The organism is Kitasatospora sp. NPDC058243 (assembly GCF_042882025.1).
In the GTDB taxonomy this organism is placed as follows: domain Bacteria; phylum Actinomycetota; class Actinomycetes; order Streptomycetales; family Streptomycetaceae; genus Kitasatospora.
On the sequence record NZ_JBHVWW010000058.1, the window covers coordinates 1 to 20,652 of the forward strand.

The window sequence follows — 20,652 nt, forward strand, 5'->3', positions numbered from 1 at the left end:
CAGACAGCATGGATCAACGACCCCAGCAAGCGCAGGGAACCCGCCCCACAAACCTCCTAACATCCCGACCGTCTCACTGGACTTGAAATCTTCCGGGCGGCCACGTCGGCCTCCGTGAGCCGGTACGGCGCGAGGGCGGTGAGCAGGGCGAGCCGGGCGGCCGGACGCTCGGGTGCGGCGAGCCCGGCCAGGTGCGGGCCGGCGGCGACACCGCCGACCGCGCCGCCGCCGTCCTCGCCGCGGCCCGCAACGGCGGCCTCGGCTGACCCGAGCGGCCTTCACGAGCCAGCGGCCTTCACGAGTCAGCGGCCTTCACGAGCCCGGCGCTCGTCATGCGCCCGGCCCCGCCGTCCGCGACGTGACGGTGGGGCCCGTGTCACCGGGGGGAGTGGCTGGGGCCCCACCGTCGTGCTGCCGTCCGGCGGCTCACATGTGGGTGCCGCCGTCGATGCGCAGCTCGGTGCCGGTGACGAACGCGCCGTCGTCGGAGGCCAGCATCGCGATCACCCCGGCCACCGTCTCCGGACCCGCGAAGCCCTGGCCGAGGGCCGGGGCGAGCTTGGCGAGCAGGCTGAAGTCGGCGTCGGCGGGCAGTCCCGGGTTGTGGGTCATGCCGCTGTCGATGCTGCCCGGCGCGACGCAGACCGCACGCAGGCCCTGCTTCGCGTACTCGGAGGCGATGGCGTGGGTGAAGGACTGGATGCCGCCCTTGGTCGCGGCGTACGCGGCCATGTAGGGGTGGGCGAAGCTCGCCGAGGTGGAGCTGAAGTTGACCACCACGCCCCTGCCGCCCGCGAGCAGCGCGGGGAGCGCCTCGCGGGTCATCAGGAAGGTGCCGGTCAGGTTGACCGCGAGGAGCTTGTTCCAGAACTCCAGGCTGGTCTCGTGGGTGTGCGAGGAGCGGAGGATGCCGGCCGCGTTGACCAGGGCGTCCAGTCCGCCGAGGTCCGTGATCGCCGCCGCGACGCCGGTGACGACGGCTGCCTCGTCCGAGATGTCCAGGACCTGGATGGCCAGGCGGTCCGCGGTGCCGTCGACGGTCGCGCGGTCCAGGGTCGTCTTCAGACCGTCCTCGTCGACGTCGACGGCGACGACCTTCCCTCCCTCGGCGAGGATCCGGTGCACGGTCGCCTGGCCGATGCCAGAGCCGCCGCCGGTGATCAGGACGTTCCGTCCGCTGAAGCGCTCCAGTCGGGTAGCCGGGGTGCGTTGCCGCACCCCGGCCCCCTCAGAACCGGACGTGCGGGTCGTCCCCGCATCCGGCTCAAGCGGACCCTGCTGGCTGCTTTGGATGGTCATGCGTCTATGGCCCTTCTATGGTCGCCAGCGTGATGCTGGCGGTGACATTCGGCGTGTACGAGGCGAAGGTTCGTTCGTGTGTCCGGCCCGTCGTCTCGTCGATAGATGAAGTGGTGTTTGTGCAACGGCTTCATCGATGCCGCGAACCATGCGGCCCACTCTCGCGGGCTGTCGGGTTCGTATTCGGCACCGGAGATCAGCGGCTGTTTGCGCAGCGGGCAAATCCCCTTCTGACGTGCCGCCAGGGCGATCGATGTCTTATCGACCGTCGAAGGCAGACTGCGGCGTCGGCGGGCCGCCCAGTACTCGATCAGGGACGGGTCGTCAGGGGAATTCGCCCCTTTGACTATGACGTGCCTGTCGATCCTGGTCCAGGCGGACTTGTAGAGGTAGGCCCCGGTCTCCCGGTCACCGAATATCCACTTGTCACGCCTGGTCGAGTTGAACTGGCCGAAGTACCTGGCTAAGCACCAGGGCACTGGCTTCTTCGGGTGTGTGTGCCGGACCCACTTGTAAGTGAGCTTCCACACGTAGTGGTCCAAGGATTGGAAGGTCTTCTTGGACACGACCGTCCGGTAGTAGGTTGCCCAGCCTCTGATGATGGGGTTGAGCTTTCTCGTCACCGCACCGGCGTTTGCCCCTCTGAGAGCGAGCATCTCGTCGCGGAGGCGTTTACGGACCCTCTTGACCGCGCTTTTGCTCGGCATGATCAGCAGCTTCCCGCTGTAGCGGCGGATGTTGAATCCGAGGAAGTCGAATCCTTCTTCCAGGTGGACGACTTGCGTCTTCTCCTCGTTGAAGGCGACTCCCCGGCTGGCCATCCACCGAGCGAGATCCTCCTTGGCCCTGTGCGCTTGTTCTTCGCTGTGACAGAACACTGCAAAGTCGTCCGCGTACCGGACCAGAATCGAGGCGTCTCGCCGAGTTGTTCCATTCTTCTCGGAGAGACAGCCTGCGGCTTCTTCCATACCGTGCAGAGCAACGTTCAACAGCAGCGGGCTGATCACGCCACCTTGAGGAGTGCCCTCAAGAGTTGGCGCGAACCGGCCGCGATCCATCGCCCCGGCCCTCAGCCAGCCTCGGATGGCTTCCCTGGCAGGGAAGGTTCCCAGGCTGCTGATCAGGTGGTCGTGAGAGATCCGGTCGAAGGCCGCTGTCAGGTCGGCATCGAGCACCCACAGCCGCCGGGCGTTCTTCTTCCCTGCGGCGATGAAGATCTGCGCGATGGCGTCATGACAGCCCCGGCCCGGACGGAAGCCGTAGCTCCTGTGCTCGAACCGGGCTTCCCACTCCGGCTCCAGCGCATTTTTCACGCGGGCCTGGCGAATCCGGTCACGAATGACCGGGATTCCGAGTGGGCGCTGCTTCCCGTTGGCTTTGGGAATGTACACGCGCCGAACAGGTCTGGCGCGACCAGGCTTTGTCTCTGAAGAGATCTGTGCGGCCACCATGCCCCGCTCACGCGGAGTCAGGATGACCTCCTGGTCGATGCCGGCCGTCCGGCGGCCTTGGCTCTGCTGTGTCACCCTCTTGACGCTCACGAGCGTGTTCGAGTGCGATCGCAGCATGAGCTTCTGCAAGTTCCGGACCTTCTTGAGGTCCCCTTCCTTCGCTGCCGTGAAGATTCGCTGCCTCAGTCGCCGTACCGTCGCCTCGGTCTTGGCCCAGTCGATGCCGTGCCATGCCTGCGCGTAGTCCTCGGGTCCGTTCACGGGAGCGGGAGACCCCGACGTCACTGCCTTCGTTGCCACACCTGCCTCCGGCATCTAACTTGTCCTTCGGTTCCGGCTTCCTTGCCGTTTCACTTCACAGGTCCACCTGATCCGCGTGGGCTCCCTTTCGGGCCGGGAAACTGAGTCCCGTATCCGGCGAGTTATGCAGGGTGAGTGAGGAGGCCCACCCTGTTTTCCTCCGGGCTTTCGCCCTACCAGCATTCGCTTCTCGGATCATCCTGTCCCGCTGAAGAGTTGGGCCTTCGTTGCCTCCGGCTTACCGGCTAGTGCCGGACTCCAACGGGGTTTCCACGTTCCGCTTCGTCAAGATGCGGCCGGGTTGGGCTCCCTCTTAACCCCGGGACAATCGGTGTCCTATCCCGCATCTCCCAAGGACGCGAGACCGATCGGCGCCTTTCATCGCCAGGTCCTACCAGTCGCCGAGTACGTCGCCATCGACGCGACTTCGGAGTAACGGGACGTCATCAAGGGTTCATTTTCATTAGCCCGTCCGGCCTTCCCCTTCGCCTGTTGCCACCCGATGGCGCGGGTCGCTCTTGGGCTTAACCGGCTCGGCTTCACACCCCGCCGTTGCCAGCGACGCATGCGAGCCTGGGGACGGACCCTGGACACTGGTCCGAGACGGCCTACCTGTTCACTCCTTCCTCTTGCAGGTCGTCTGCTTGGGCGAAGCGACTTCGTGTCGCACTGGTGGTACTCCGTTCGTTCGTGGCCTCTCGACCTCAAGAGGCACGGTACGCCTTTGTGGCATGACGTGCCAATAAGTCGTCTGAGTGTCACTTCGGCGCACCACGCCACAGTGGCACCGCCCCGCGTACGCTGGCCCTGTGACCGGACGCCCCACCCTGAACCAGCGCCGCCGCGACGCCACCCGGCTGGACATCGCCCGCACCGCCGCCGCGCTCTTCGCCGAGCGCGGGGCCGAGGCGACCACCGCCGAGGAGATCGCCCTCGCGGCGGGCATCTCGCTGCGCACCTTCTACCGGTACTTCTCCGTCAAGGAGGACGCCGTCGCGCCACTGCTGGCGGCCGGTGGGCGCCGCTGGGTCGACCAGCTCGCCGAGGCCCCGGCCGATCTGCCGCTGCGCGAGGCGCTGGAGCGCTCGGCGGTCGCCTCGCTGACCCCGCCCGACGGCGAGGCGGTCGAGGCGATGGAGTGGACTCGAAGCCTGCTGCGTGACCCGCGCCTCGACGGCACGTGGCAGCGCGTCCACGCCGACTCCGAGGGGCGGCTGCGGACGGTCCTCGCGGCCCGCTGTCCGGGTGGCACCGACCCGCTGGAGATCCGACTGGCCGCCGCTGCGGCGACGGCCGCGATCCGGGTCGCGCTGGAGGAATGGGCCGCCTCGGACGCGCCCACGGTCGGCCCGGGCTCCCCGCGGGAGCTCGGCGCGCGCTGCATGCGTGAACTCACGGCGGGGCTGCGGCTCTACGGGCGGGAGGGCTGAGCCCGTCAGGCCGCGAACAGATAACAGATAACAGATAACAGCTGACAGATTTCGTTATCTGTTATCTGTTATCTGTCGGCTGTCATCTGTCACCCGTTCCTCCTCCCAGGCCCCGTTAGGGTGGGTGATCGCGCGCCCCGGCGGGGGAACCGGGGTGACCACCTCGGATGTCCTGGACGGAGGGGGCGGGGAGTTCGAGGCGTGGGAGCAAGTAGGACATGGGTCTGACGAGCCACAAGGTGTTGGCGCTGGCCGTATTGATCGCCGTCGTGATGACGGCCGGCACGGTCTGGCTGTGGCCAAGACTCGCCAAGCAGACCTGGCAGGCGGTGCTCGGCCGGATCGGCGCACTGCTCGCCACCCAGCTCGCGGTGCTGGCCGCGCTCGGCCTGGTGGCGAACAACTACTTCGCCTTCTACAGCAGTTGGGGCGACCTGCTGGGCACCGGTGACACCGGCCCGGTGGTGATCCACAACAAGGCGGACGCGTCCGGCCGGCTGCTCGTGGAGACGATCGGCCACGCCTCCGTCAAGGGCGGCGGCGCGATGGGTCGCGAGCCCAGCCAGTCCGGCGAGATCCGCAAGGTGCGGATCGACGGCGCGGCCAGCCGGCTGTCCACCGAGGGGTACGTCTTCCTGCCGCCGCAGTACTTCCAACCGGAGTACGCACAGCGGCAGTTCCCGGCGGTGATCGTCAGCACCGGCTTCCCCGGGATCGCCGAGAACCTGATCACCCGGTTCAACTACCCGGGCGCAGCACTCAAGTTGCTCCAGGACGGCAAGATGCAGCCGACCGTCATGGTGCTGATGCGCCCCTCGCCGGCCCTGCCGCAGGACACCGAGTGCGAGGACATCCCGGGCGGCGCGCAGTCCGACACGTACTTCACCAAGGACGTCCCCTCAGCGATCCAGGCGAGCTTCCGGGTCTCCTCCGACCCGCAGGCCTGGGCCTTCATGGGCAACTCGACCGGCGGCTACTGCGCCCTCAAGCTGGCCATGCGCCACCCGGACGTCTTTCCGACCGCCGTCGCGCTCTCCGCCTACTACGACGCCGCCGACGACCCGACCACGGGCGACCTGTTCGGCGGCAGCAAGCAGCGTCGTGACGAGGCCAACCTGATGTGGCGGTTGAAGAACCTGCCGCAGCCCAAGGTGTCCGTGCTGCTGGCCGGCACCAAGAAGGGCGACGGCGACTACCGGCACGACACCGAGGCCTTCGTCGATGCCGCGCAGTCCCCGATGAAGGTCTCCTACAGCATGCTGGAGAACGGCGGCCACAACTTCGAGACCTGGAGCGCGCTGCTGCCGTCCTCGCTGGAGTGGCTGTCCCAGCACCTCAAGGTCCCGAACCAGACCGCCTGAGCAGACCGCCTGAGCAGGCCGTCTGAGCGAACCGCCTGAGCAGGCCGTCTGAGCGTCTGCTCAGACGGCTTGATCGAGCCGGCGGACAGCGAGGGGCGCGGGAGCGGCGAGGCTCAGGCCACCCGCTCCAGCGTCCCGGTGTGCAGCTCGCCGACGCGGCCGCCCTCGCCCTCGTACGTCCAGAAGGCGCGCACCGTCAGCCGGCCGAGGTCCATCACGTGGCTGACGGTGATCCCGCTCTCCTCGGTCCAGCTGATGAAGTAGATCTCCGGTGCCACCTCGGCGACGTGCAGCCGCACGTCCTCCCACTGGCCCGCCGACTCGCCGAGGCCCTCCCAGCGCAGCCGCCTGCCGTCGGCCGAGTAGGTGTTGCGGAAGGCCGCTCCGTTGTCGGCCCGGAAGAGGTAGGTGCGGCCGGCGAAGGCGGGCAGGGGCGCGGTCATGGTGGGGCGGTACCTCGTTCCTGTGAGGCCGTGCACGGCGGTCTTGTGCACTGCGGAAGATGTCGGAGCTCCAATTTATCCGACCCGGTGAGCCGGGTGGGCGCACCCGTGGGCGGTGCGCCACGGCACCGGCCGCCACCGCGCAGGCCTGCGGGGTGTGCGACCGGCACCTGGGCGCCCGCCGACGGCCGGTCCTACCGTCCACCCCTATGAGACGCACCCCCACTCCCGTGCGGCACATCCCCACCGCCATCAGACGCACCCCTGCCGGGCTGTCCGCCCTCCTGCTCACCCTCGCCGCGCTGCTCCTCGGCACCCCCGCCCCCGCCCAGGCCGCCCCCGCCCGGACCGCCAGTGCCCAGACCGCCGTCCAGGCGGTCACCGCCCCGCTCACCCTCGAAGCCGCCTTCCCCGCCCCCGGCAACGGCTGGGCCAAGGTCGAGCGCTACCTCGACACCACCCCCGGCTTCCGCGCCGAGCAGTACCCGGCCGATGGCCGTGGCGACCAGGACGGCGCCCGCCGGACGTACTTCGGCGGCACCGGCCAGCCCTCCTCCAGCCGCTTCCTGCTGTACTCGGCGACCGCCTGGGACACCGGTAGCCGCCCGACTCCCGTGCTGCTGGTCCACGGCGCCAACGACAACGCCGACCGCGCCTGGGCGAACCCGGGGGAGAGCGGCACCTGCGGTGCCTCCGCCTGCCCGTCCACCGGCCTCGCCCAGTACCTCGCCGGCACCGGCCACCGGGTATTCGCCATCGGTTTCGCCCACAAGCAGGGCGACAACCTGCTCCAGGCGCAGGCTGTCGGCGACGCCGTCTCGCTGATCCGGGCCCGCCTCGGCGTCCCCCAGGTGGACGTGGTGGCGTGGAGCAAGGGCGAGGTCGCCGCCCGGGCGTACGTGTCCTCGGTGCGCCCGTCCTGGGGGCGGGCCTACGCGGGCGACGTGCGCCGCCTGATCACCCTCGGCGGCCCGAACGGCGGGCTCGACTACGTGTACGCGCACGGCTGGTCGTTCGACCTCGCGAGCTGGCCGGCCTGCGGCGGCACCGCCAACGCGCCGTCCCCGCACCTGTACATGACCTGCTACGGCACGTACACCGCGCAGCCCTGCCTCGGCGTGCTGCCCACCGGCGGCTACGACTGCTACCCGGGCCAGCGCCAGCTGCTCGCCCGCTGGGACGGCCGGTACGGGGTGGACGGTACCGCCCAGGACTGGTGGACCACCTACTACGGCGGCCAGGGCTTCTACACCTCCGGCCAGGGCATCCAGGCGGCGATCGACGCCGGTTCGCTGATCGCGCCGCTGCAACAGGCGGGCGTCCCGGCGTCGGTGCGCACCTACCTGCTCGCGGGCGGGTCCGCCGACATCCCGGGCGTGCTCAACGAGAACCGGGGGCCCAGCGACGGCATCGTGTTCACCGCGAGCGCGCTGGACACCACCGGCATCGCGACGATCGGCGGCACCCGGCTGCTCACCGGCCTCAACCACCTGGAACTCGCCTGGGCACCGGAGGCCGAGAGCCAGGTCGACAACTGGCTCGCTTGACCCGTGGGCCCGTGGGCCCGTGGACCCGTGGACAACGGGGAGGTCGACTCCTTCGAGTACCACCCCGACAACCCGAACCTGCTGGAGCCGACCAACCACGTCAGCCCCGGCAACCCCAGGTACTACACCGACGCGAGCGCCAAGGTGTTCTCGGACGGCAAGGGCATCGGCGCCAACTGGTCGGCGTACCTGATCCGCAACCTGTCGGTCGGCGCGGGGAAGTACCACCCGGCGCCGCAGGGCACCGCCCCGATCACCTTCGCCGCCGACTACGTCCGCGTGTACCGGTAAGGCCTTCGGGTCTTTCGGGTCAGGAACCGGGAGCCGTCTCGACCACCGTGATGTCGAACGGCTGCCGGTTGTTCCCCTCGTCCGGGTCGTCCACGTCGCGCACCGCGACCGAGCCGCCGGTGAGCCTGCCGATCGGCAGGTCAGGGGACAACCTCACCGGCACCAGCGCGGTCGCGCTGCGCAGTGGGGGCAGTCCGGCTGGGAAGACACAGCGCACCTGTCGGCCGTTGAGCCGCACCTCGCAGTCCTCCGGGAAGTACGGGCCCTCGGGGGTGACCCCGGGTGGCAGCGTCACCAGCACGGTGAACGGTGCGGCGGTGGTGTCCGGGCCGCGGTTGGCGATGAAGGCGTGGATGGTGGTGGTGCCGCCGGGCGGGGCGGCGTCCGGGTCGAGCCGGACCACCTCCAGATCGGAGCGGGACGCCGCGGGGGCTGCCGTATCCACCGCCGGCCGGGGCTCGGGCCGCCGCAGCGCCCAGGACGGGCCGGCGGCCAGCGTCGCCACCGAACAGCCGGCCGCCACGGCCGCGACCAGCGAGGCCGCGCGGAATCCGCAGAGCCTGCCGCCCTGCCCGGACCCGCCCTGCCCGGACCCGCCCTGCCCGGACCCGCCTCGCGCTGCCGAACGCCTGTACGTCATCGTCGTCCACCCTGTCCCTGTGCTCCGGCCGCCCGCGCCGTTGCGGGCCGCGTCCGCACCAGGGTGGCGGAGCCTGCGCCGGGGCCCGGTGCAACCCGCTCGGCGTCCGCTCGAACGGGGGAACGCGCGCACGGGAAGTCGGCGGGACCGACTTCCCGTGCGTGAAACGGGTGCTGACGACAGGTCAGGGCGCGAGGACCTGCCCCAGCCGGGTCGCGATGTGGTGCATCACCGGCACCAGCGAGGACGCGCCGGTCTGCTCCTCCAGGGCCCGGATGCGGGCCTCCGGGCCGGACACCGACAGGGCGGTGGGCGTCGGTGCGCCCGGTACGGCGAGCGCGATGCAGCGGACGCCGATCTCCTGCTCCTGGTCGTCGACCACGTAGCCGCGCTCGCGCGCCTCGGCGAGCTGGTGCAGCAGTTCCTGCGGGTCGGTGACGGTGTACTCGGTGTGCGCGGGCAGCGGGTTGGGGCCCAGGATGGCGCGCGCCTCGTCCTCGGGGAGCTGGGCGAGCAGCGCCTTGCCGACGCCCGTGCAGTGCGGCTGCACCCGTCGGCCGACCTCGGTGAACATCCGCATCGAGCGCCGCGACTGCACCTGCCCGACGTACACCACCTCGCCGCCCTCCAGCACCGCCAGGTTGGCGGTCTCGCCGGTGGCCTCCATGAGTTCGGCCAGGTAGGGGCGGGCCCAGCTGCCGAGCAGCCGGCCGGCCGTCTCGCCGAGGCGGATCAGCCGCGGGCCGAGGGTGTAGCGACGCGCGGTGTCCTGGCGTACATAGCCCTGCTGGACGAGGGTACGAACCAGGCGGTGGATGGTCGGCATCGGCAGGCCGGAGCTGGCGGAGAGTTCGCTGAGCGTGGCCACGCCGCCGGAGTCGGCCAGCGCCTCCAGGAGTTGGAAGGCGCGCTCGACGGACTGCACACCGCCGGTCGCGCGGTCCGTGCTGGTCGTCGGTGCTGTGTCGGGGGTCGAAACCACCGGCGTTCCCTTCGCTGTCGGGGAGGAGTAGAGTCCCGGCGATCACATCAACAAACCGTTGAAATTCTGTATCGCGGAAACTAGTCTCCACCTTACAGAATCGAACTCGCCGACAGGCGGGTTCCGATCAAGGAAGTTCCCACCGGAGCTCCCTCCGCCAGGCTCAACCGCTTAGGAGTGTCCTGCCCATGGCTACAGAACAGGGACCCGTCGGCGCCTCCCCCGCTGCTCCGGTCGTCACTGTCGCCGGTCCGCGCGTTCACCGGGCGGAGGAGGTGCTCACTCCGGAGGCGGTCGCCTTCGTCGTCGGCCTCCATCGCGCTTTCGAAGGGCGCCGACAGGAGCTGCTGGCCGGGCGGAAGGCCCGCCGGGCGGAGATCGCCAGGGCCGGCACGCTGGACTTCCTCCCCGACACCGCCGACGTCCGGGCCGGCGACTGGAAGGTCGCCGAGGCGCCCCGCGCGCTCCAGGACCGCCGGGTCGAGATCACCGGCCCCACCGACCGCAAGATGGTCATCAACGCCCTCAACTCCGGCGCGCGGATCTGGCTCGCCGACTTCGAGGACGCCACCTCCCCGACCTGGGAGAACGTGGTCAGCGGCCAGATCAACCTGATCGACGCCTTCGAGGGCCGGATCGACTTCACCACCCCCGCCGGAAAGGCGTACGCCCTCAAGCCCGCCGCCGAACTCGCCACCGTCGTGGTCCGCCCGCGCGGCTGGCACCTGGACGAGAACCACCTGCTCGTCGACGGCACCCCGGTCGCCGGAGCCTTCCTCGACTTCGGCCTGTACTTCTTCCACAACGCCGCCCGGCTGCTCGCCAAGGGCGCCGAGGACCCCAACTCCGGCCCGTACTTCTACCTGCCGAAGACCGAGAGCCACCTCGAAGCCCGGCTCTGGAACGACGTGTTCACCCACGCCCAGGCCGCGCTCGGCATCCCGCACGGCACCGTCCGCGCCACCGTGCTGATCGAGACCATCACCGCCGCGTTCGAGATGGACGAGATCCTCTACGAGCTGCGCGACCACGCGGCCGGCCTCAACGCCGGGCGCTGGGACTACCTGTTCTCGATCGTCAAGAACTTCCGCGACGCCGGCGAGCAGTACGTCCTGCCGGACCGCAACAGCGTCACCATGGCCTCGCCGTTCATGGCCGCCTACACCCGCCTGCTGGTGCAGACCTGCCACAAGCGCGGCGCCCACGCGATCGGCGGCATGGCCGCGTTCATCCCCAGCCGCAGGGACCCGGAGGTCAACGCCGCCGCCCTGGAGAAGGTCAAGGCGGACAAGGACCGCGAGGCCGGCAACGGCTTCGACGGCTCCTGGGTCGCCCACCCGGACCTGGTGCCGGTCGCCCGTGCCTCCTTCGACGCGGTGCTCGGCGAGCGCCCCCACCAGAAGGACGACCCCGGGCCCTCCGAGCCGGTCACCGCGACCCAGCTGCTCGACATCGCCGGCGCCGGCGGCACCTGCACCCGCGCGGGGCTGCACAACGCCGTCCAGGTCGGCATCCGCTACATCGAGGCCTGGCTGCGCGGCCTCGGCGCGGTCGGCATCTTCAACATGATGGAGGACGCCGCCACCGCCGAGATCTCCCGCTCGCAGATCTGGCAGTGGATCCACAACGGCGTCGTCCTGTCCGACACCGGCGAGAAGGCCACCGCGGACCTCGTCCGCGCCCTGGTCGCCGCGGAGTTGGCCGAACTCCTGGCCGAGCTGGGCGCGGACGCCTACGCCGGCGGCCGCTGGCGCGAGGCCGCCCAGCTCTTCGAACAGGTCGCCCTGGCCGAGGAGTTCGCGGACTTCCTGACCCTCCCCGCGCTTCCCCTGCTGGGCTGAGCCCCAATCTATCCGCCGGCGCCGCTGCTGCCGCCTGCCAGGCTGTAGCAGTCCCGCCGGCCCATTGCTCCGTTCCGTACGGCGACGATTCCACCTGTCCTCTCGTCGCCGTGCGGAACGGCCTTTTCCCGGTACCCGGTAAGGAGTTCAACCGTGCCCCGCATCTTCTTCAACGGCCAGGCCATGGTCGGCGGACCGTTCCACGCCAAGGTCGCCGACTCGCTGATCGGCCCGGCCCGGACGGCCCCCGGCTACCGCTTCTTCTCGATCGACGACGTCTGCCCGGGCCTGCTCGCCGATCCGGCGGTCGACACGGCCATCGAGGGCGAGCTCTACGAGATCACCCTGGAGCACCTGCGTGACGTCATCCTCCCCGGCGAGCCGCGGGAGTTGGAGCTCGGCGTCATCGAGCTCGACGACGGCTCCGCCTGCCTGTCGATGCTGCTCGCCCGGGGTGAGGTGGAGCGGGGGGTGCACCGCGAGATCACCCACCACGGCGGCTGGCGCGCCTACCTCGGCTCGCTCGGGCGCACCGCCTGAGACCGGGCGCGTAGCAGCGGACGCACCACAGCGGACGGATCACAGCAAGCGAATCACGGCGAACAGATTTCAGCGAACAGATAACAGATGACAACTTTCGTCATCTGTTATCTGTTCGCTGTTGTCCGTCACTTGTCACCCACCCCCGGGAACGCCGCAGCCCCGGACCCTCGCCGTGGGTCCGGGGCTGCGGTCCGCGCGCCGGCCGGGAAGGCCGGGTTGCGGAGTCCGGGTCACGCACCGTCCCTGGGCGGCCCGGAGTTCAGGGGTGGAGGAGCAGCGGCGGGGCGTCAGAGCGGCCGGGCGGCGAGCTCCTTGGCGGCACAGGCGCAGGCGCGGGCGATCCGGTCCTCGTTGACGGTGGTCAGCTGGCCCTTCTCGACGACGGCGTTGCCGTTGACGAACAGCACGGCCAGCGGCGGCAGGGCGCCGAAGGTGAGGGCGGCGACCGGGTCGGCGATGGAGGAGTGCAGGACGCCGTCGATCTTCCACAGCGCCAGGTCGGCGAGCTTGCCGACCTCGATCGAGCCGATCTCGTCCTGGCGGCCGAGCACCCGGGCGCCGCCCATGGTGCCCAGCCGCAGCGCCTGGCGGCCGGTGAGGGCGGTCGGGGAGCCGTGCAGACGGTTGATCAGCAGGGCGTTGCGCAGCTCGGTGCCGAGTTCGCCGGACTCGTTGGAGGCGGTGCCGTCGACGCCGAGGCCGACCGGGACGCCGGCCCTGAGCATGTCGGGGACGCGGGCGATCCCGGCGGCCAGCCGGGCGTTGGAGGAGGGGCAGTGGGCCACGCCGGTGCCGGTCTCGGCGAACTTGGCGATGTCGGAGTCGTTCATGTGGACGCAGTGCGCCATCCAGACGTCCTCGCCGAGCCAGCCGACGGACTCGAAGTAGTCGGTCGGGCCCATGCCGAACAGTTCCTTGCAGAACTGCTCCTCCTCGGCGGTCTCCGAGCCGTGGGTGTGCAGCCGGACGCCCTTGCGGCGGGCGAGTTCGGCGGACTGGCGGAGCAGGTCGGTGGAGACCGAGAACGGCGAGCAGGGCGCGATGGCGATGTGCAGCATCGAGCCGAAGGAGGAGTCGTGGTAGGTGTCCACGGCGGCCTCGGAGGCGGTGAGGATGTCGTCGAGCTCCTCGACCGCGTGGTCCGGCGGGAGGCCGCCGTCCTTCTTGCTGCGGTCCATGGAGCCGCGCAGCGCGGTGAACCGCAGGCCGAGCTCCTGGACGGCCTCGATGGAGGCGCCGAGGACGTCGCCGCCGTCCTTGGGGAAGACGTAGTGGTGGTCGGAGGCGGTGGTGCAGCCGGACTTGAGGAGGGCGGCGGCGGAGCCCTGGCTGGCGGCGTGGACGAGTTTCTCGTCGATCCGGGCCCAGGTCGGGTAGAGGGCGACGAGCCAGTCGAAGAGGATGTCGTCCTGGGCGAGGCCGCGGGTGATCCACTGGTAGAAGTGGTGGTGGGTGTTGACCAGGCCGGGGGTGATCAGGTGGCCCTCGCCGTTGATCCGGCGCACCACGTTGTCCAGCCACTGCGGGGCGGGTCCGTCGCCGACCGACTCGATCGTGTTGCCGAGGATGACCACGTGGCCGCGGGCGTACTCGGTGTCGTGGGCGTCGACGGTGGCGATCGCGACGTTCTCGATGACGATCCGCTGGTCGGCGGGTGGGGGCTGGACTGCCATGGTGTCACTCCTATGGGGGAGGGCCGGGAGGGGCGTGCGCCGCGCGGCGTGTACCCCTCCCGGGTCGGTCAGGACGGTGTCGCCGTCGGCACCGTCGCGCCGGAGGCCTGGCCGGTTCTGGTCCGGCGGGCGGCTCCGACGTGGTGGAAGAGCAGGTTGAGCAGGACGGCCATCACGCAGCCGGCCGAGATCCCGGAGTGCATCAGGGTCCGGACGGCCTCCGGGAAGGAGTCGTAGAAGGTCGGCACCGCGATGGGGATGATGCCGACGCCGAGTGACACGGACACCAGGATGGTGTTCGAGCTGGATTCCATCCCGGCCTCCGCGAGGGTGCGGATGCCACTCGCCGCGACGGTGCCGAAGAGCACGATCCCGGCGCCGCCCAGGACGGGCTGCGGTACCAGGGAGACGAGCGACCCGAGTACGGGGAAGAGCCCGAGCAGGATCAGGATGCCGCCGCCGGCCGCGACCACGAAGCGGCTGCGGATCCTGGTCAGCGCCACCAGCCCGATGTTCTGGGCGAAGGCGCTGGCGGCGAAGCCGTTGAAGACGGGGCTGAGCGCGGTGGCCAGTCCGTCGGCCCGCAGGCCGGCGGCGAGCGTGGGTTCGTCGGCCTCGCGCTCGACGATCTTGCCCAGGGCGAGCATGTCGGCGGTGGACTCGGTCATGGCGACCACCATGACGATGCACATCGAGACGATCGCGGCGGCGTCGAAGACGGGCGCGCCGAAGTGGAAAGGGGAGGGGAGCGCGAAGACCTTCGCGTCCTTGACCGCGCCGAAGTCGGCCAGGCCCAGCGGGAAGGCGATCAGGGTGCCGAGCGCCAGGCCGATGAGCAACGAGAGCTGCTGCCAGAAGCCGCGCAGCAGCCGGTTGCAGAGCACCACCGCGACGAGGGTGATCGCGGCGAGCCCGACGGCCCGCATGGAGCCGTATCCGGGGGCGCCCGGCGAGCCGCCGCGCGCCCAGTTGACCGCCACCGGAAGCAGGGACACCCCGATGAGGGTGATCACGGTGCCCTGGACGACCGGGGGGAAGAACCGGATGAGCTTGCAGAAGTACGGTGCCGCGAGGAAGCACAGGATCCCCGCGACGATCACCGCTCCGAAGATCACCGGGAGGGCGTCCTTCGGGCCCCCCGTTCTTTCGATGGAGCCCTTGGCTATGGCGATCATGGGCGCGACTCCCGCGAAGGAGACGCCGTTGACGAACGGCAGTCGCGCGCCGATCTTCCAGATGCCGAGGGTCTGGAGCAGGGTGGCCAGTCCGGCGGTGAACAGGCTGGCCGATATGAGCAGGGCGAGTTCGGCGGGGGAGAGCCCGACGCCGGCGCCGACGATGAGCGGGGGTGCGACGACTCCCGCGTACATCGCGGCGACGTGCTGGAGTCCGGTGGAGAAGAGCTTCACCGGGGGCAGCAACTCGTCCACGGGGTGGGTTCCGGGCCCGGACGGCTCACCGGGGAGGTGTGCCGACGTGCCGTCCGGGCCAGGGGTTCTTTCCGGGGTGGAACCGCCGTCTTTACTACTGGTGTCGCTGGGTGCCATGTCGAGCCCCTCTTGTGCCCGTGACTCCCGGCGCGCCCGCGGCGCTGGAGCTGCCCCGAGGGCGGGACGGCGGTGCAGGAGTCCCTCGGGGCGCTTCTCCAGTGCCCCGGGCCGGCCGCCGCGAGGCAGACACGAACTCCGGTGGGTGGGGGTGGAGAAACTGGTGGAACGGGTGGCGCTGGTGGGGCAGATCGTGCTGGTGGGGCTGGTGGTGCGGGTACTGCGGCCCGCCCGGACGCGGCCGGCGTTCGGGGGCCGGCGGGTGCGGCGATTCCGGGCGGTGTCCATGGGGGTGGGGCGGTCAGGCGACGGGGATGACCGGGACGACGCCCTCGCGGTGCACGGTGCCCTCGATGAGGCCGTACATCCGGTCGGCGGCGTAGTAGACCTCGTTGTCGTTCTTGAGGCCGAAGGGCTCCAGGTCGACGAGGAAGTGGTGCTTGTTGGGCAGCTCCAGGCGGACTTCGTCCACCTCGGCGCGGTTGTTGAGGACCCGGGTGCCCATCGAGTGCAGGGTCTGCTGCAGCGAGTAGGAGTAGGTCTCGGCGAAGGCCTCCAGCAGGTGCCGCCGCACGTGGGTGTAGGAGCGGTTCCAGTTGGGCTGGGCCTGGCCGTCCCGGCCGTCGTAGCCGTACTTCCAGCGAGCAGTGACCTGGGTGGCGAGGATGCGGTCGTACGCCTCTTGCAGGGTGGTGTACTTGTCCTTGATGTAGCCCCAGAACTCCGAGTTGGTGGAGTTCATGACGATGAGGTCCTTGAGGCCGGAGACGACCTGGACGGTCTCGCCGTCGTAGACGATCTCGGTGGTGCGGGTCTCCTGGCCGTTGCGGACGAAGGAGTGGCCGACCTCCTCCGAGCCGATGAAGCGGGCCGAGTTGTCCGGCGTCTTGATCCGGTCCCAGGCGTACTCCTCGATCCGGATCCGGGCGCTGTGCACGACGCCGCGCTCGGTGTCGTCGACGAAGTGGCGGGCCAGGATGATGCCGAAGGCCTCGGCCGACTCGATCCCGTGCTCCTTGGCGAAGGCGTACACGGTGTTCTTGGTGGTGTCGGTGGGGAGGCAGTTGGCGTTCGACCCGGTGAGGTGGACGTCCTCGAACTCGCCCCGGAGGGAGACCGAGACGTTCAGGTCCTTGATCTCGTGCCGGGTGGAGTCGCGGTAGACCCGCACGATGCGGTTCTCCGCCTTGCCGTACTGGTTCTGACCGAGCACGTGGGCCATGACGTGGCTCCTAGGGCTTCCAGGTCGGTCTACTAGCTTCCGCGGTAGACCGAGTATCCGAACGGGTTGAGCAGCAGCGGCACGTGGTAGTGGTGCTGCGCGGGCGCGACCGTGAAGACGATCGAGACCTCGGGGAAGAACGGCGGCTCCGCGGACTTGAGCGCGTGGTAGGCGCGGGTGTCGAAGAGCAGCCGGACGACCGAGCCCGCCTCCACGGCCGGCAGGTCCTTGGCCCGGCCGTCGGAGTCCGTGGCGGAGGTGCCGAGCACCTGCCAGCCACCCTCGGTGTGCAGTGCGAGCTCGACCGGGACGCCCTCGGCCGGGCGGCCGAGGCTGGTGTCGAGCACGTGGGTGGAGATGCCAGTCATGGGTGAAGTGACCTTACTGATGGCAGAGGTGATCATTCGTCAGTAAATTCTAACGATCCGTCAGGATCTGTCAGGGTTTGCCAGGGCCTGTCAGGATGCGTCGAGCAGGCGATTGAGCCGAATGTCGTTGATCTTGCGCAGTTCGCCCCGGACGATCTCCGCCTCGGTGGCGGCGTCGTTGGTGTGGCGCTCGCGCAGGGCGGCGAGCATGGTGGCCGCGGTGCGGCCGGTCGCGCAGATCAGGAACACGTGACCGAACTTGGCCTCGTAGGCGGTGTTGGCCTCGTGCAGTTCGTCGAGGAGGGCTCGGTCCGCGCCCTGGACGCCGGCCTGCTCCCGCTGCGAGCTGGCGTCGCCGGTCCTGGGCTTGCCGATCCGGGCGTGGCCGGCCATCGCGTCGTGCAGGTCGGCGACCGTCAGCCCGGCCATGGCCGCCGCGTTGGCGGTGAGCAGGGACTCCCGGTCGGGCCAGGGCCTGGCCCGCGCGACGTCGGCGGCCCAGTGGGGGCTGGAGCAGACCTCCAGCAGAACGGCTTCCAGGTCCGCGGCGTCGGCCGCGGCCAGGGCGTCAAGGGTGTGGGGGTGGTTGGTCACGGGTGGACCTCCTGAAGAGTGGTGCCACCCGCACAAGCTAGATCCACCCCACCCGGCCGTCAACACTTTGTTGAACGGTTGGTGGTTACGTTTTGAACCGGCCGCCGTTGCCGGCGCGATTCGTGTGCGATTCGCCAAGTGCGCCCCGCCGGGGGCTGGTTCAGGCTGGCCGCGCCGGCGGGGTCCGTCCGTTCGGAAGGTTTCCGTCTGAGGGAAGTCCTGGCGGAAGTGCTGGAGGAATCGACCGGGGAATCGACCGGGGGATCGGTCGGGGTCAGGAGGGCTTCGAGCCGTCCTGGCGGTTGAGGTAGTTGTACACCGTGAACCGGCTGACGCCGAGCGCCGAGGCGACCGTCTCGACCCCGTGGCGGACGGTGAAGGCGCCGCGCTCCTCCAGGAGGGCGACGACCCGCTGCTTCTCCCCGCGGTCCAGCTCGGCCAGCGGGCGGCCGTCGAACTGGCGGGCCATCTCGGCCAGCAGCCGGTCCAGGGCACTGCTCAGGTGCGGCAGTCGGACGGCGAGCGCCGGGGCGCCCTCCCACTCCAGGACGACGTCCTCGGACTTCGCCTCGTCCAGTCGGACGGGCGCCGCGCCGACGGCGTCCAGCAGCGGCTTGATCGCCAGGGCGAGCGGGTGTTCCACGTGCTCGGTCACGGCGTACCGCCCTCCTCGCCGAGCACGCTGACCTGGACCGAGATCCGGGTCGCGCCCGCGGTCAGGGTCTCCCGGAGCAGCTTGGTCACCGCGGCGAGCACCTGGTCGGCCTCGCCCTCGGCGCCGGTCCCGAAGGGGCCGACCGAGACGGCCAGGCCGGCCTCGTCGACGACCTGGCGGGCCGCCGCGGCGTGCTCGGGGAACGTGTCCAGTTCGAACGGTTCTGTCGTGAACTCCACCATCAATCGCACGTGCTCACTGTAGCGAGCGCCGGTGCGGGCGGGCAGGGGCCGGTCGATCCGACGGCCGCGGTGCCGGCGGGAGGGGGTTTCCGGGTTCGCGTCCGGGCTTCTTCAACAAAATGTTGCGGCGGTCTTGACACCTGCTCGCCGAGCCGGAGATGCTTCCACCAAGCAGAATCCCTCTTCCGGATCGTGGAAGTTGCGGATCTCGGAAGAGAGTGAGAGGTGAGTGACGTGACGGCCGCTTCCCGACACAGCTTCACGGTCAACCTGTCGATCCTGTTCGGCGAACTGCCGCTGCTGGAGCGTCCCGCCGCGGCCGCCGCCGCCGGTTTCACCGCCGCCGAGCTGTGGTGGCCCTTCGGCGCCGAGCCCACCCCGTCCGAAGGCGAGCTGGACACCCTCCGCAAGGCCTTCGGCGACGCGGGCGTGCGGCTCACCGGCCTCAACTTCCTGGACGACCTCACCCTCGGGGCCCGCGGCACCGTCTCGGTGCCCTCCGAGAAGGACCGCTTCCGGGCCAACGTCCCGGTCGCCGCGGGGCTCGCCGCCTCGCTCGGCGCCAAGGCGCTCAACGCGCTGTACGGCAACCGGATCGAAGGCGTCGAGGCCGCCGAGCAGGACGCCCTCGCGCTGGAGAACCTGGTGCTCGCCGCCGGGGCCGCCCACGAGATCGGTGCGATCCTGCTGATCGAGGCCCTCAACACGGCGGAGTCCCCGGACTACCCGCTGGTCTCCGCGGCCGCCGCGGTCGAGGTGGTCGACAAGGTCAACGCCGCCACCGGCCTGGGCAACGCGAAGTTCCTCTGCGACCTGTACCACCTGGCCAGGAACGGCGAGGACCTGCCGGCCGTCATCGACGCCTACGCCGACCGGTTCGGCCACGTGCAGATCGCCGACAACCCGGGCCGCAACGAGCCCGGCACCGGCGGGCTGGACTTCGAGGACCTCTTCGCCCGGCTCACCGCCGCCGGCTACACCGGCCCGATCGGCCTGGAGTACCGGCCCTCCACCGGCGTCAGCGCCGACAGCTTCGGGTGGCTGCCGCGCGAGCACCGCGCCGCCGAGTAGCCGCCGAGCAGTCGCCGAGTAGGCGAGCACCGCCGCCGTGTGAGCGGGCACGGCACCGCTGCGTAGGCGGGCCACACGCCGCCGAGCAAGCCCGGCCCACCACCCTCCCCACCCCACGAACGACGTAAGGAACGACGCGATGAGCCGCAAGATCGCCTTCATCGGCCTCGGCATCATGGGCAGCCCGATGGCCGCCAACCTGGTCAAGGCCGGCCACCACGTCACCGGCTACAACCTCACCCAGCCGCAGATCGACGCCCTGGTCGCGGCCGGCGGCCACGGCGCCACCAGCATCGCGGACGCGGTGAAGGACGCCGAGGTCGTCATCACCATGGTTCCGGCGGACCCGCACGTCGAGCAGGCCGTCCTGGGCGAGGGCGGCGTGCTGGAGAACGCCAGGCCCGGCACCCTCGTGATCGACATGTCCTCGATCACCCCGCAGACCTCCCAGAAGGTCGAGGCGGCCGCCAAGGAGAAGGGCGTGCGCACCCTGGACGCCCCGGTCTCCGGTGGCGAGGCCGGTGCCGTCGAGGCGGTGCTGTCGATCATGGTCGGCGGCGCCGCCGAGGACTTCGCCGAGGCCAAGCCGCTGTTCGACGTCCTGGGCACCACGGTCATCCACGTCGGGCCGTCCGGCGCCGGCCAGACCGTCAAGGCCGCCAACCAGCTGATCGTCGCCGTCAACATCCAGGTGCTCGCCGAGGCCGTGGTGTTCCTGGAGAACGCCGGCGTCGACCTGCCCGCCGCGCTGGACGTGCTCGGCGGCGGCCTGGCCGGTTCGACCGTGCTGAACCGCAAGAAGGCGAACATGGTCGACCGCGAGTTCGCCCCCGGCTTCCGGATCGACCTGCACCACAAGGACATGGGCATCGTCACCGACGCCGCCCGCGCCGTGGGTGCCGCACTGCCGGTCGGCGCCGTGGTGGCCCAGCTGGTCGCCTCCGCCCGCGCCAACGGCGACGGCTCGCTCGACCACTCGGCGCTGCTGCGCGGTGTCGAGCGCCTCTCGGGCCGCGAGGTCAAGTAGGGCCCCGGGGCCCCTCGGGGCCCCCGTGAACTCCTCCTGGTGGCGTGTACCTCATCCGGTCGTGCCCGCGCCACCAGGAGGCCAGACCCGACCGGCGGCCGGGACCGGGGCTCATCCGCCCGCCC

The 20,652-nt window shown here is 70.4% G+C and carries 20 protein-coding genes; 8 read left to right on the forward strand and 12 right to left on the reverse strand.

Annotation, left to right across the window (positions count from 1 at the left end; translation table 11 throughout):
• Positions 1-426 precede the first annotated feature (426 nt).
• Entirely contained in the window at positions 427-1,191 is a 765-nt protein-coding gene (locus ACFVX9_RS29510; protein WP_063349995.1) for an SDR family NAD(P)-dependent oxidoreductase, read from the reverse strand.
• A gap of 104 nt (positions 1,192-1,295) precedes the next feature.
• Positions 1,296-3,065, reverse strand: coding sequence for a group II intron reverse transcriptase/maturase (gene ltrA / locus ACFVX9_RS29515; RefSeq protein ID WP_387984426.1), 1,770 nt, complete (start codon positions 3,063-3,065; stop codon positions 1,296-1,298).
• Positions 3,066-3,859: 794 nt separating this feature from the next.
• Here ltrA and ACFVX9_RS29520 point away from each other — a divergent pair.
• Both ACFVX9_RS29520 and ACFVX9_RS29525 read left to right on the forward strand, forming a co-directional pair.
• Complete coding sequence (locus ACFVX9_RS29520; protein ID WP_387984428.1) at positions 3,860-4,480, forward strand: TetR family transcriptional regulator; 621 nt, start codon at positions 3,860-3,862, stop codon at positions 4,478-4,480.
• A 218-nt stretch (positions 4,481-4,698) separates the two neighbouring features.
• Complete coding sequence (locus ACFVX9_RS29525) at positions 4,699-5,841, forward strand: esterase family protein (RefSeq protein WP_063349997.1); 1,143 nt, start codon at positions 4,699-4,701, stop codon at positions 5,839-5,841.
• A gap of 113 nt (positions 5,842-5,954) precedes the next feature.
• Here the strand turns inward: ACFVX9_RS29525 and ACFVX9_RS29530 are convergent, their stop codons facing one another.
• Entirely contained in the window at positions 5,955-6,284 is a 330-nt protein-coding gene (locus ACFVX9_RS29530; protein WP_063349998.1) for a MoaF N-terminal domain-containing protein, read from the reverse strand.
• A 209-nt stretch (positions 6,285-6,493) separates the two neighbouring features.
• Between ACFVX9_RS29530 and ACFVX9_RS29535 the strand changes: the two genes are divergently transcribed.
• A complete protein-coding gene (locus tag ACFVX9_RS29535; protein WP_387984430.1) occupies positions 6,494-7,831 on the forward strand; it encodes an esterase/lipase family protein in 1,338 nt (445 codons plus the stop codon).
• Positions 7,832-7,858: 27 nt separating this feature from the next.
• Positions 7,859-8,122: a hypothetical protein gene (locus ACFVX9_RS29540; protein WP_387984432.1), complete on the forward strand. Its 264-nt coding sequence runs from the start codon at positions 7,859-7,861 to the stop codon at positions 8,120-8,122.
• Positions 8,123-8,141: 19 nt separating this feature from the next.
• Here ACFVX9_RS29540 and ACFVX9_RS29545 read toward each other — a convergent pair whose 3' ends face one another.
• Positions 8,142-8,762 (reverse strand): hypothetical protein, encoded by a 621-nt coding sequence (locus ACFVX9_RS29545; protein ID WP_387984433.1) that lies wholly within the window; start codon positions 8,760-8,762, stop codon positions 8,142-8,144.
• Between the two features lie 184 nt (positions 8,763-8,946).
• On the reverse strand, positions 8,947-9,744 hold the full coding sequence (locus tag ACFVX9_RS29550) for an IclR family transcriptional regulator (RefSeq protein WP_079136010.1): 798 nt from the start codon (positions 9,742-9,744) through the stop codon (positions 8,947-8,949).
• Between the two features lie 188 nt (positions 9,745-9,932).
• Here ACFVX9_RS29550 and aceB point away from each other — a divergent pair, with 188 nt between their 5' ends.
• Together aceB and ACFVX9_RS29560 are read left to right on the forward strand one after the other, a co-directional pair.
• Complete coding sequence (gene aceB, locus ACFVX9_RS29555; protein WP_380340223.1) at positions 9,933-11,585, forward strand: malate synthase A; 1,653 nt, start codon at positions 9,933-9,935, stop codon at positions 11,583-11,585.
• 153 nt (positions 11,586-11,738) lie between these two features.
• Positions 11,739-12,125, forward strand: coding sequence for a gamma-glutamylcyclotransferase (locus ACFVX9_RS29560; RefSeq protein ID WP_079136011.1), 387 nt, complete (start codon positions 11,739-11,741; stop codon positions 12,123-12,125).
• 290 nt (positions 12,126-12,415) lie between these two features.
• Here the strand turns inward: ACFVX9_RS29560 and ACFVX9_RS29565 are convergent, their stop codons facing one another.
• The 7 genes from ACFVX9_RS29565 to ACFVX9_RS29595 form a co-directional block, all read right to left on the reverse strand.
• Positions 12,416-13,801 (reverse strand): 8-oxoguanine deaminase, encoded by a 1,386-nt coding sequence (locus ACFVX9_RS29565; RefSeq protein ID WP_387984434.1) that lies wholly within the window; start codon positions 13,799-13,801, stop codon positions 12,416-12,418.
• Positions 13,802-13,869: 68 nt separating this feature from the next.
• Positions 13,870-15,348 carry a nucleobase:cation symporter-2 family protein gene (locus tag ACFVX9_RS29570; RefSeq protein ID WP_380559208.1) on the reverse strand — a complete coding sequence of 493 codons (1,479 nt, stop codon included), beginning with the start codon at positions 15,346-15,348 and terminating at the stop codon, positions 13,870-13,872.
• Positions 15,349-15,649: 301 nt separating this feature from the next.
• Positions 15,650-16,570, reverse strand: a complete 921-nt coding sequence (gene pucL, locus ACFVX9_RS29575; RefSeq protein WP_380378551.1) for a factor-independent urate hydroxylase — start codon at positions 16,568-16,570, stop codon at positions 15,650-15,652.
• 32 nt (positions 16,571-16,602) lie between these two features.
• Positions 16,603-16,938: a hydroxyisourate hydrolase gene (gene uraH, locus ACFVX9_RS29580; protein ID WP_063350005.1), complete on the reverse strand. Its 336-nt coding sequence runs from the start codon at positions 16,936-16,938 to the stop codon at positions 16,603-16,605.
• A gap of 90 nt (positions 16,939-17,028) precedes the next feature.
• On the reverse strand, positions 17,029-17,532 hold the full coding sequence (uraD, locus tag ACFVX9_RS29585; protein ID WP_387984436.1) for a 2-oxo-4-hydroxy-4-carboxy-5-ureidoimidazoline decarboxylase: 504 nt from the start codon (positions 17,530-17,532) through the stop codon (positions 17,029-17,031).
• Between the two features lie 274 nt (positions 17,533-17,806).
• Positions 17,807-18,187, reverse strand: a complete 381-nt coding sequence (locus ACFVX9_RS29590; RefSeq protein ID WP_380378546.1) for a helix-turn-helix domain-containing protein — start codon at positions 18,185-18,187, stop codon at positions 17,807-17,809.
• On the reverse strand, positions 18,184-18,429 hold the full coding sequence (locus ACFVX9_RS29595; protein ID WP_079136014.1) for a thiamine-binding protein: 246 nt from the start codon (positions 18,427-18,429) through the stop codon (positions 18,184-18,186). The genes ACFVX9_RS29590 and ACFVX9_RS29595 overlap by 4 nt, the downstream gene beginning before the upstream one ends.
• Before the next feature lie 225 nt (positions 18,430-18,654).
• On the opposite strand from ACFVX9_RS29595, the gene ACFVX9_RS29600 reads away from it, so the two are divergent.
• The gene (locus tag ACFVX9_RS29600; RefSeq protein ID WP_380378544.1) at positions 18,655-19,500 is read left to right on the forward strand and encodes a TIM barrel protein; all 846 of its coding nucleotides are present in this window, start codon (positions 18,655-18,657) and stop codon (positions 19,498-19,500) included.
• Positions 19,501-19,639: 139 nt separating this feature from the next.
• Positions 19,640-20,527, forward strand: a complete 888-nt coding sequence (locus tag ACFVX9_RS29605) for a 2-hydroxy-3-oxopropionate reductase (RefSeq protein ID WP_380479441.1) — start codon at positions 19,640-19,642, stop codon at positions 20,525-20,527.
• Positions 20,528-20,652: the final 125 nt, after the last annotated feature.

What these genes read in the sequence shown, in the direction of transcription:
- ACFVX9_RS29565 (WP_387984434.1), bottom strand. Translation starts at nt 13,801, where the DNA reads ATGGCAGTCCAGCCCCCACCCGCCGACCAGCGGATCGTCATCGAGAAC.
- aceB (WP_380340223.1), top strand. Translation starts at nt 9,933, where the DNA reads ATGGCTACAGAACAGGGACCCGTCGGCGCCTCCCCCGCTGCTCCGGTC.
- ACFVX9_RS29525 (WP_063349997.1), top strand. Translation starts at nt 4,699, where the DNA reads ATGGGTCTGACGAGCCACAAGGTGTTGGCGCTGGCCGTATTGATCGCC.
- ltrA (WP_387984426.1), bottom strand. Translation starts at nt 3,065, where the DNA reads ATGCCGGAGGCAGGTGTGGCAACGAAGGCAGTGACGTCGGGGTCTCCC.
- ACFVX9_RS29545 (WP_387984433.1), bottom strand. Translation starts at nt 8,762, where the DNA reads ATGACGTACAGGCGTTCGGCAGCGCGAGGCGGGTCCGGGCAGGGCGGG.
- ACFVX9_RS29535 (WP_387984430.1), top strand. Translation starts at nt 6,494, where the DNA reads ATGAGACGCACCCCCACTCCCGTGCGGCACATCCCCACCGCCATCAGA.
- ACFVX9_RS29595 (WP_079136014.1), bottom strand. Translation starts at nt 18,429, where the DNA reads ATGGTGGAGTTCACGACAGAACCGTTCGAACTGGACACGTTCCCCGAG.
- pucL (WP_380378551.1), bottom strand. Translation starts at nt 16,570, where the DNA reads ATGGCCCACGTGCTCGGTCAGAACCAGTACGGCAAGGCGGAGAACCGC.
- ACFVX9_RS29530 (WP_063349998.1), bottom strand. Translation starts at nt 6,284, where the DNA reads ATGACCGCGCCCCTGCCCGCCTTCGCCGGCCGCACCTACCTCTTCCGG.
- uraH (WP_063350005.1), bottom strand. Translation starts at nt 16,938, where the DNA reads ATGACTGGCATCTCCACCCACGTGCTCGACACCAGCCTCGGCCGCCCG.
- ACFVX9_RS29605 (WP_380479441.1), top strand. Translation starts at nt 19,640, where the DNA reads ATGAGCCGCAAGATCGCCTTCATCGGCCTCGGCATCATGGGCAGCCCG.
- ACFVX9_RS29570 (WP_380559208.1), bottom strand. Translation starts at nt 15,348, where the DNA reads ATGGCACCCAGCGACACCAGTAGTAAAGACGGCGGTTCCACCCCGGAA.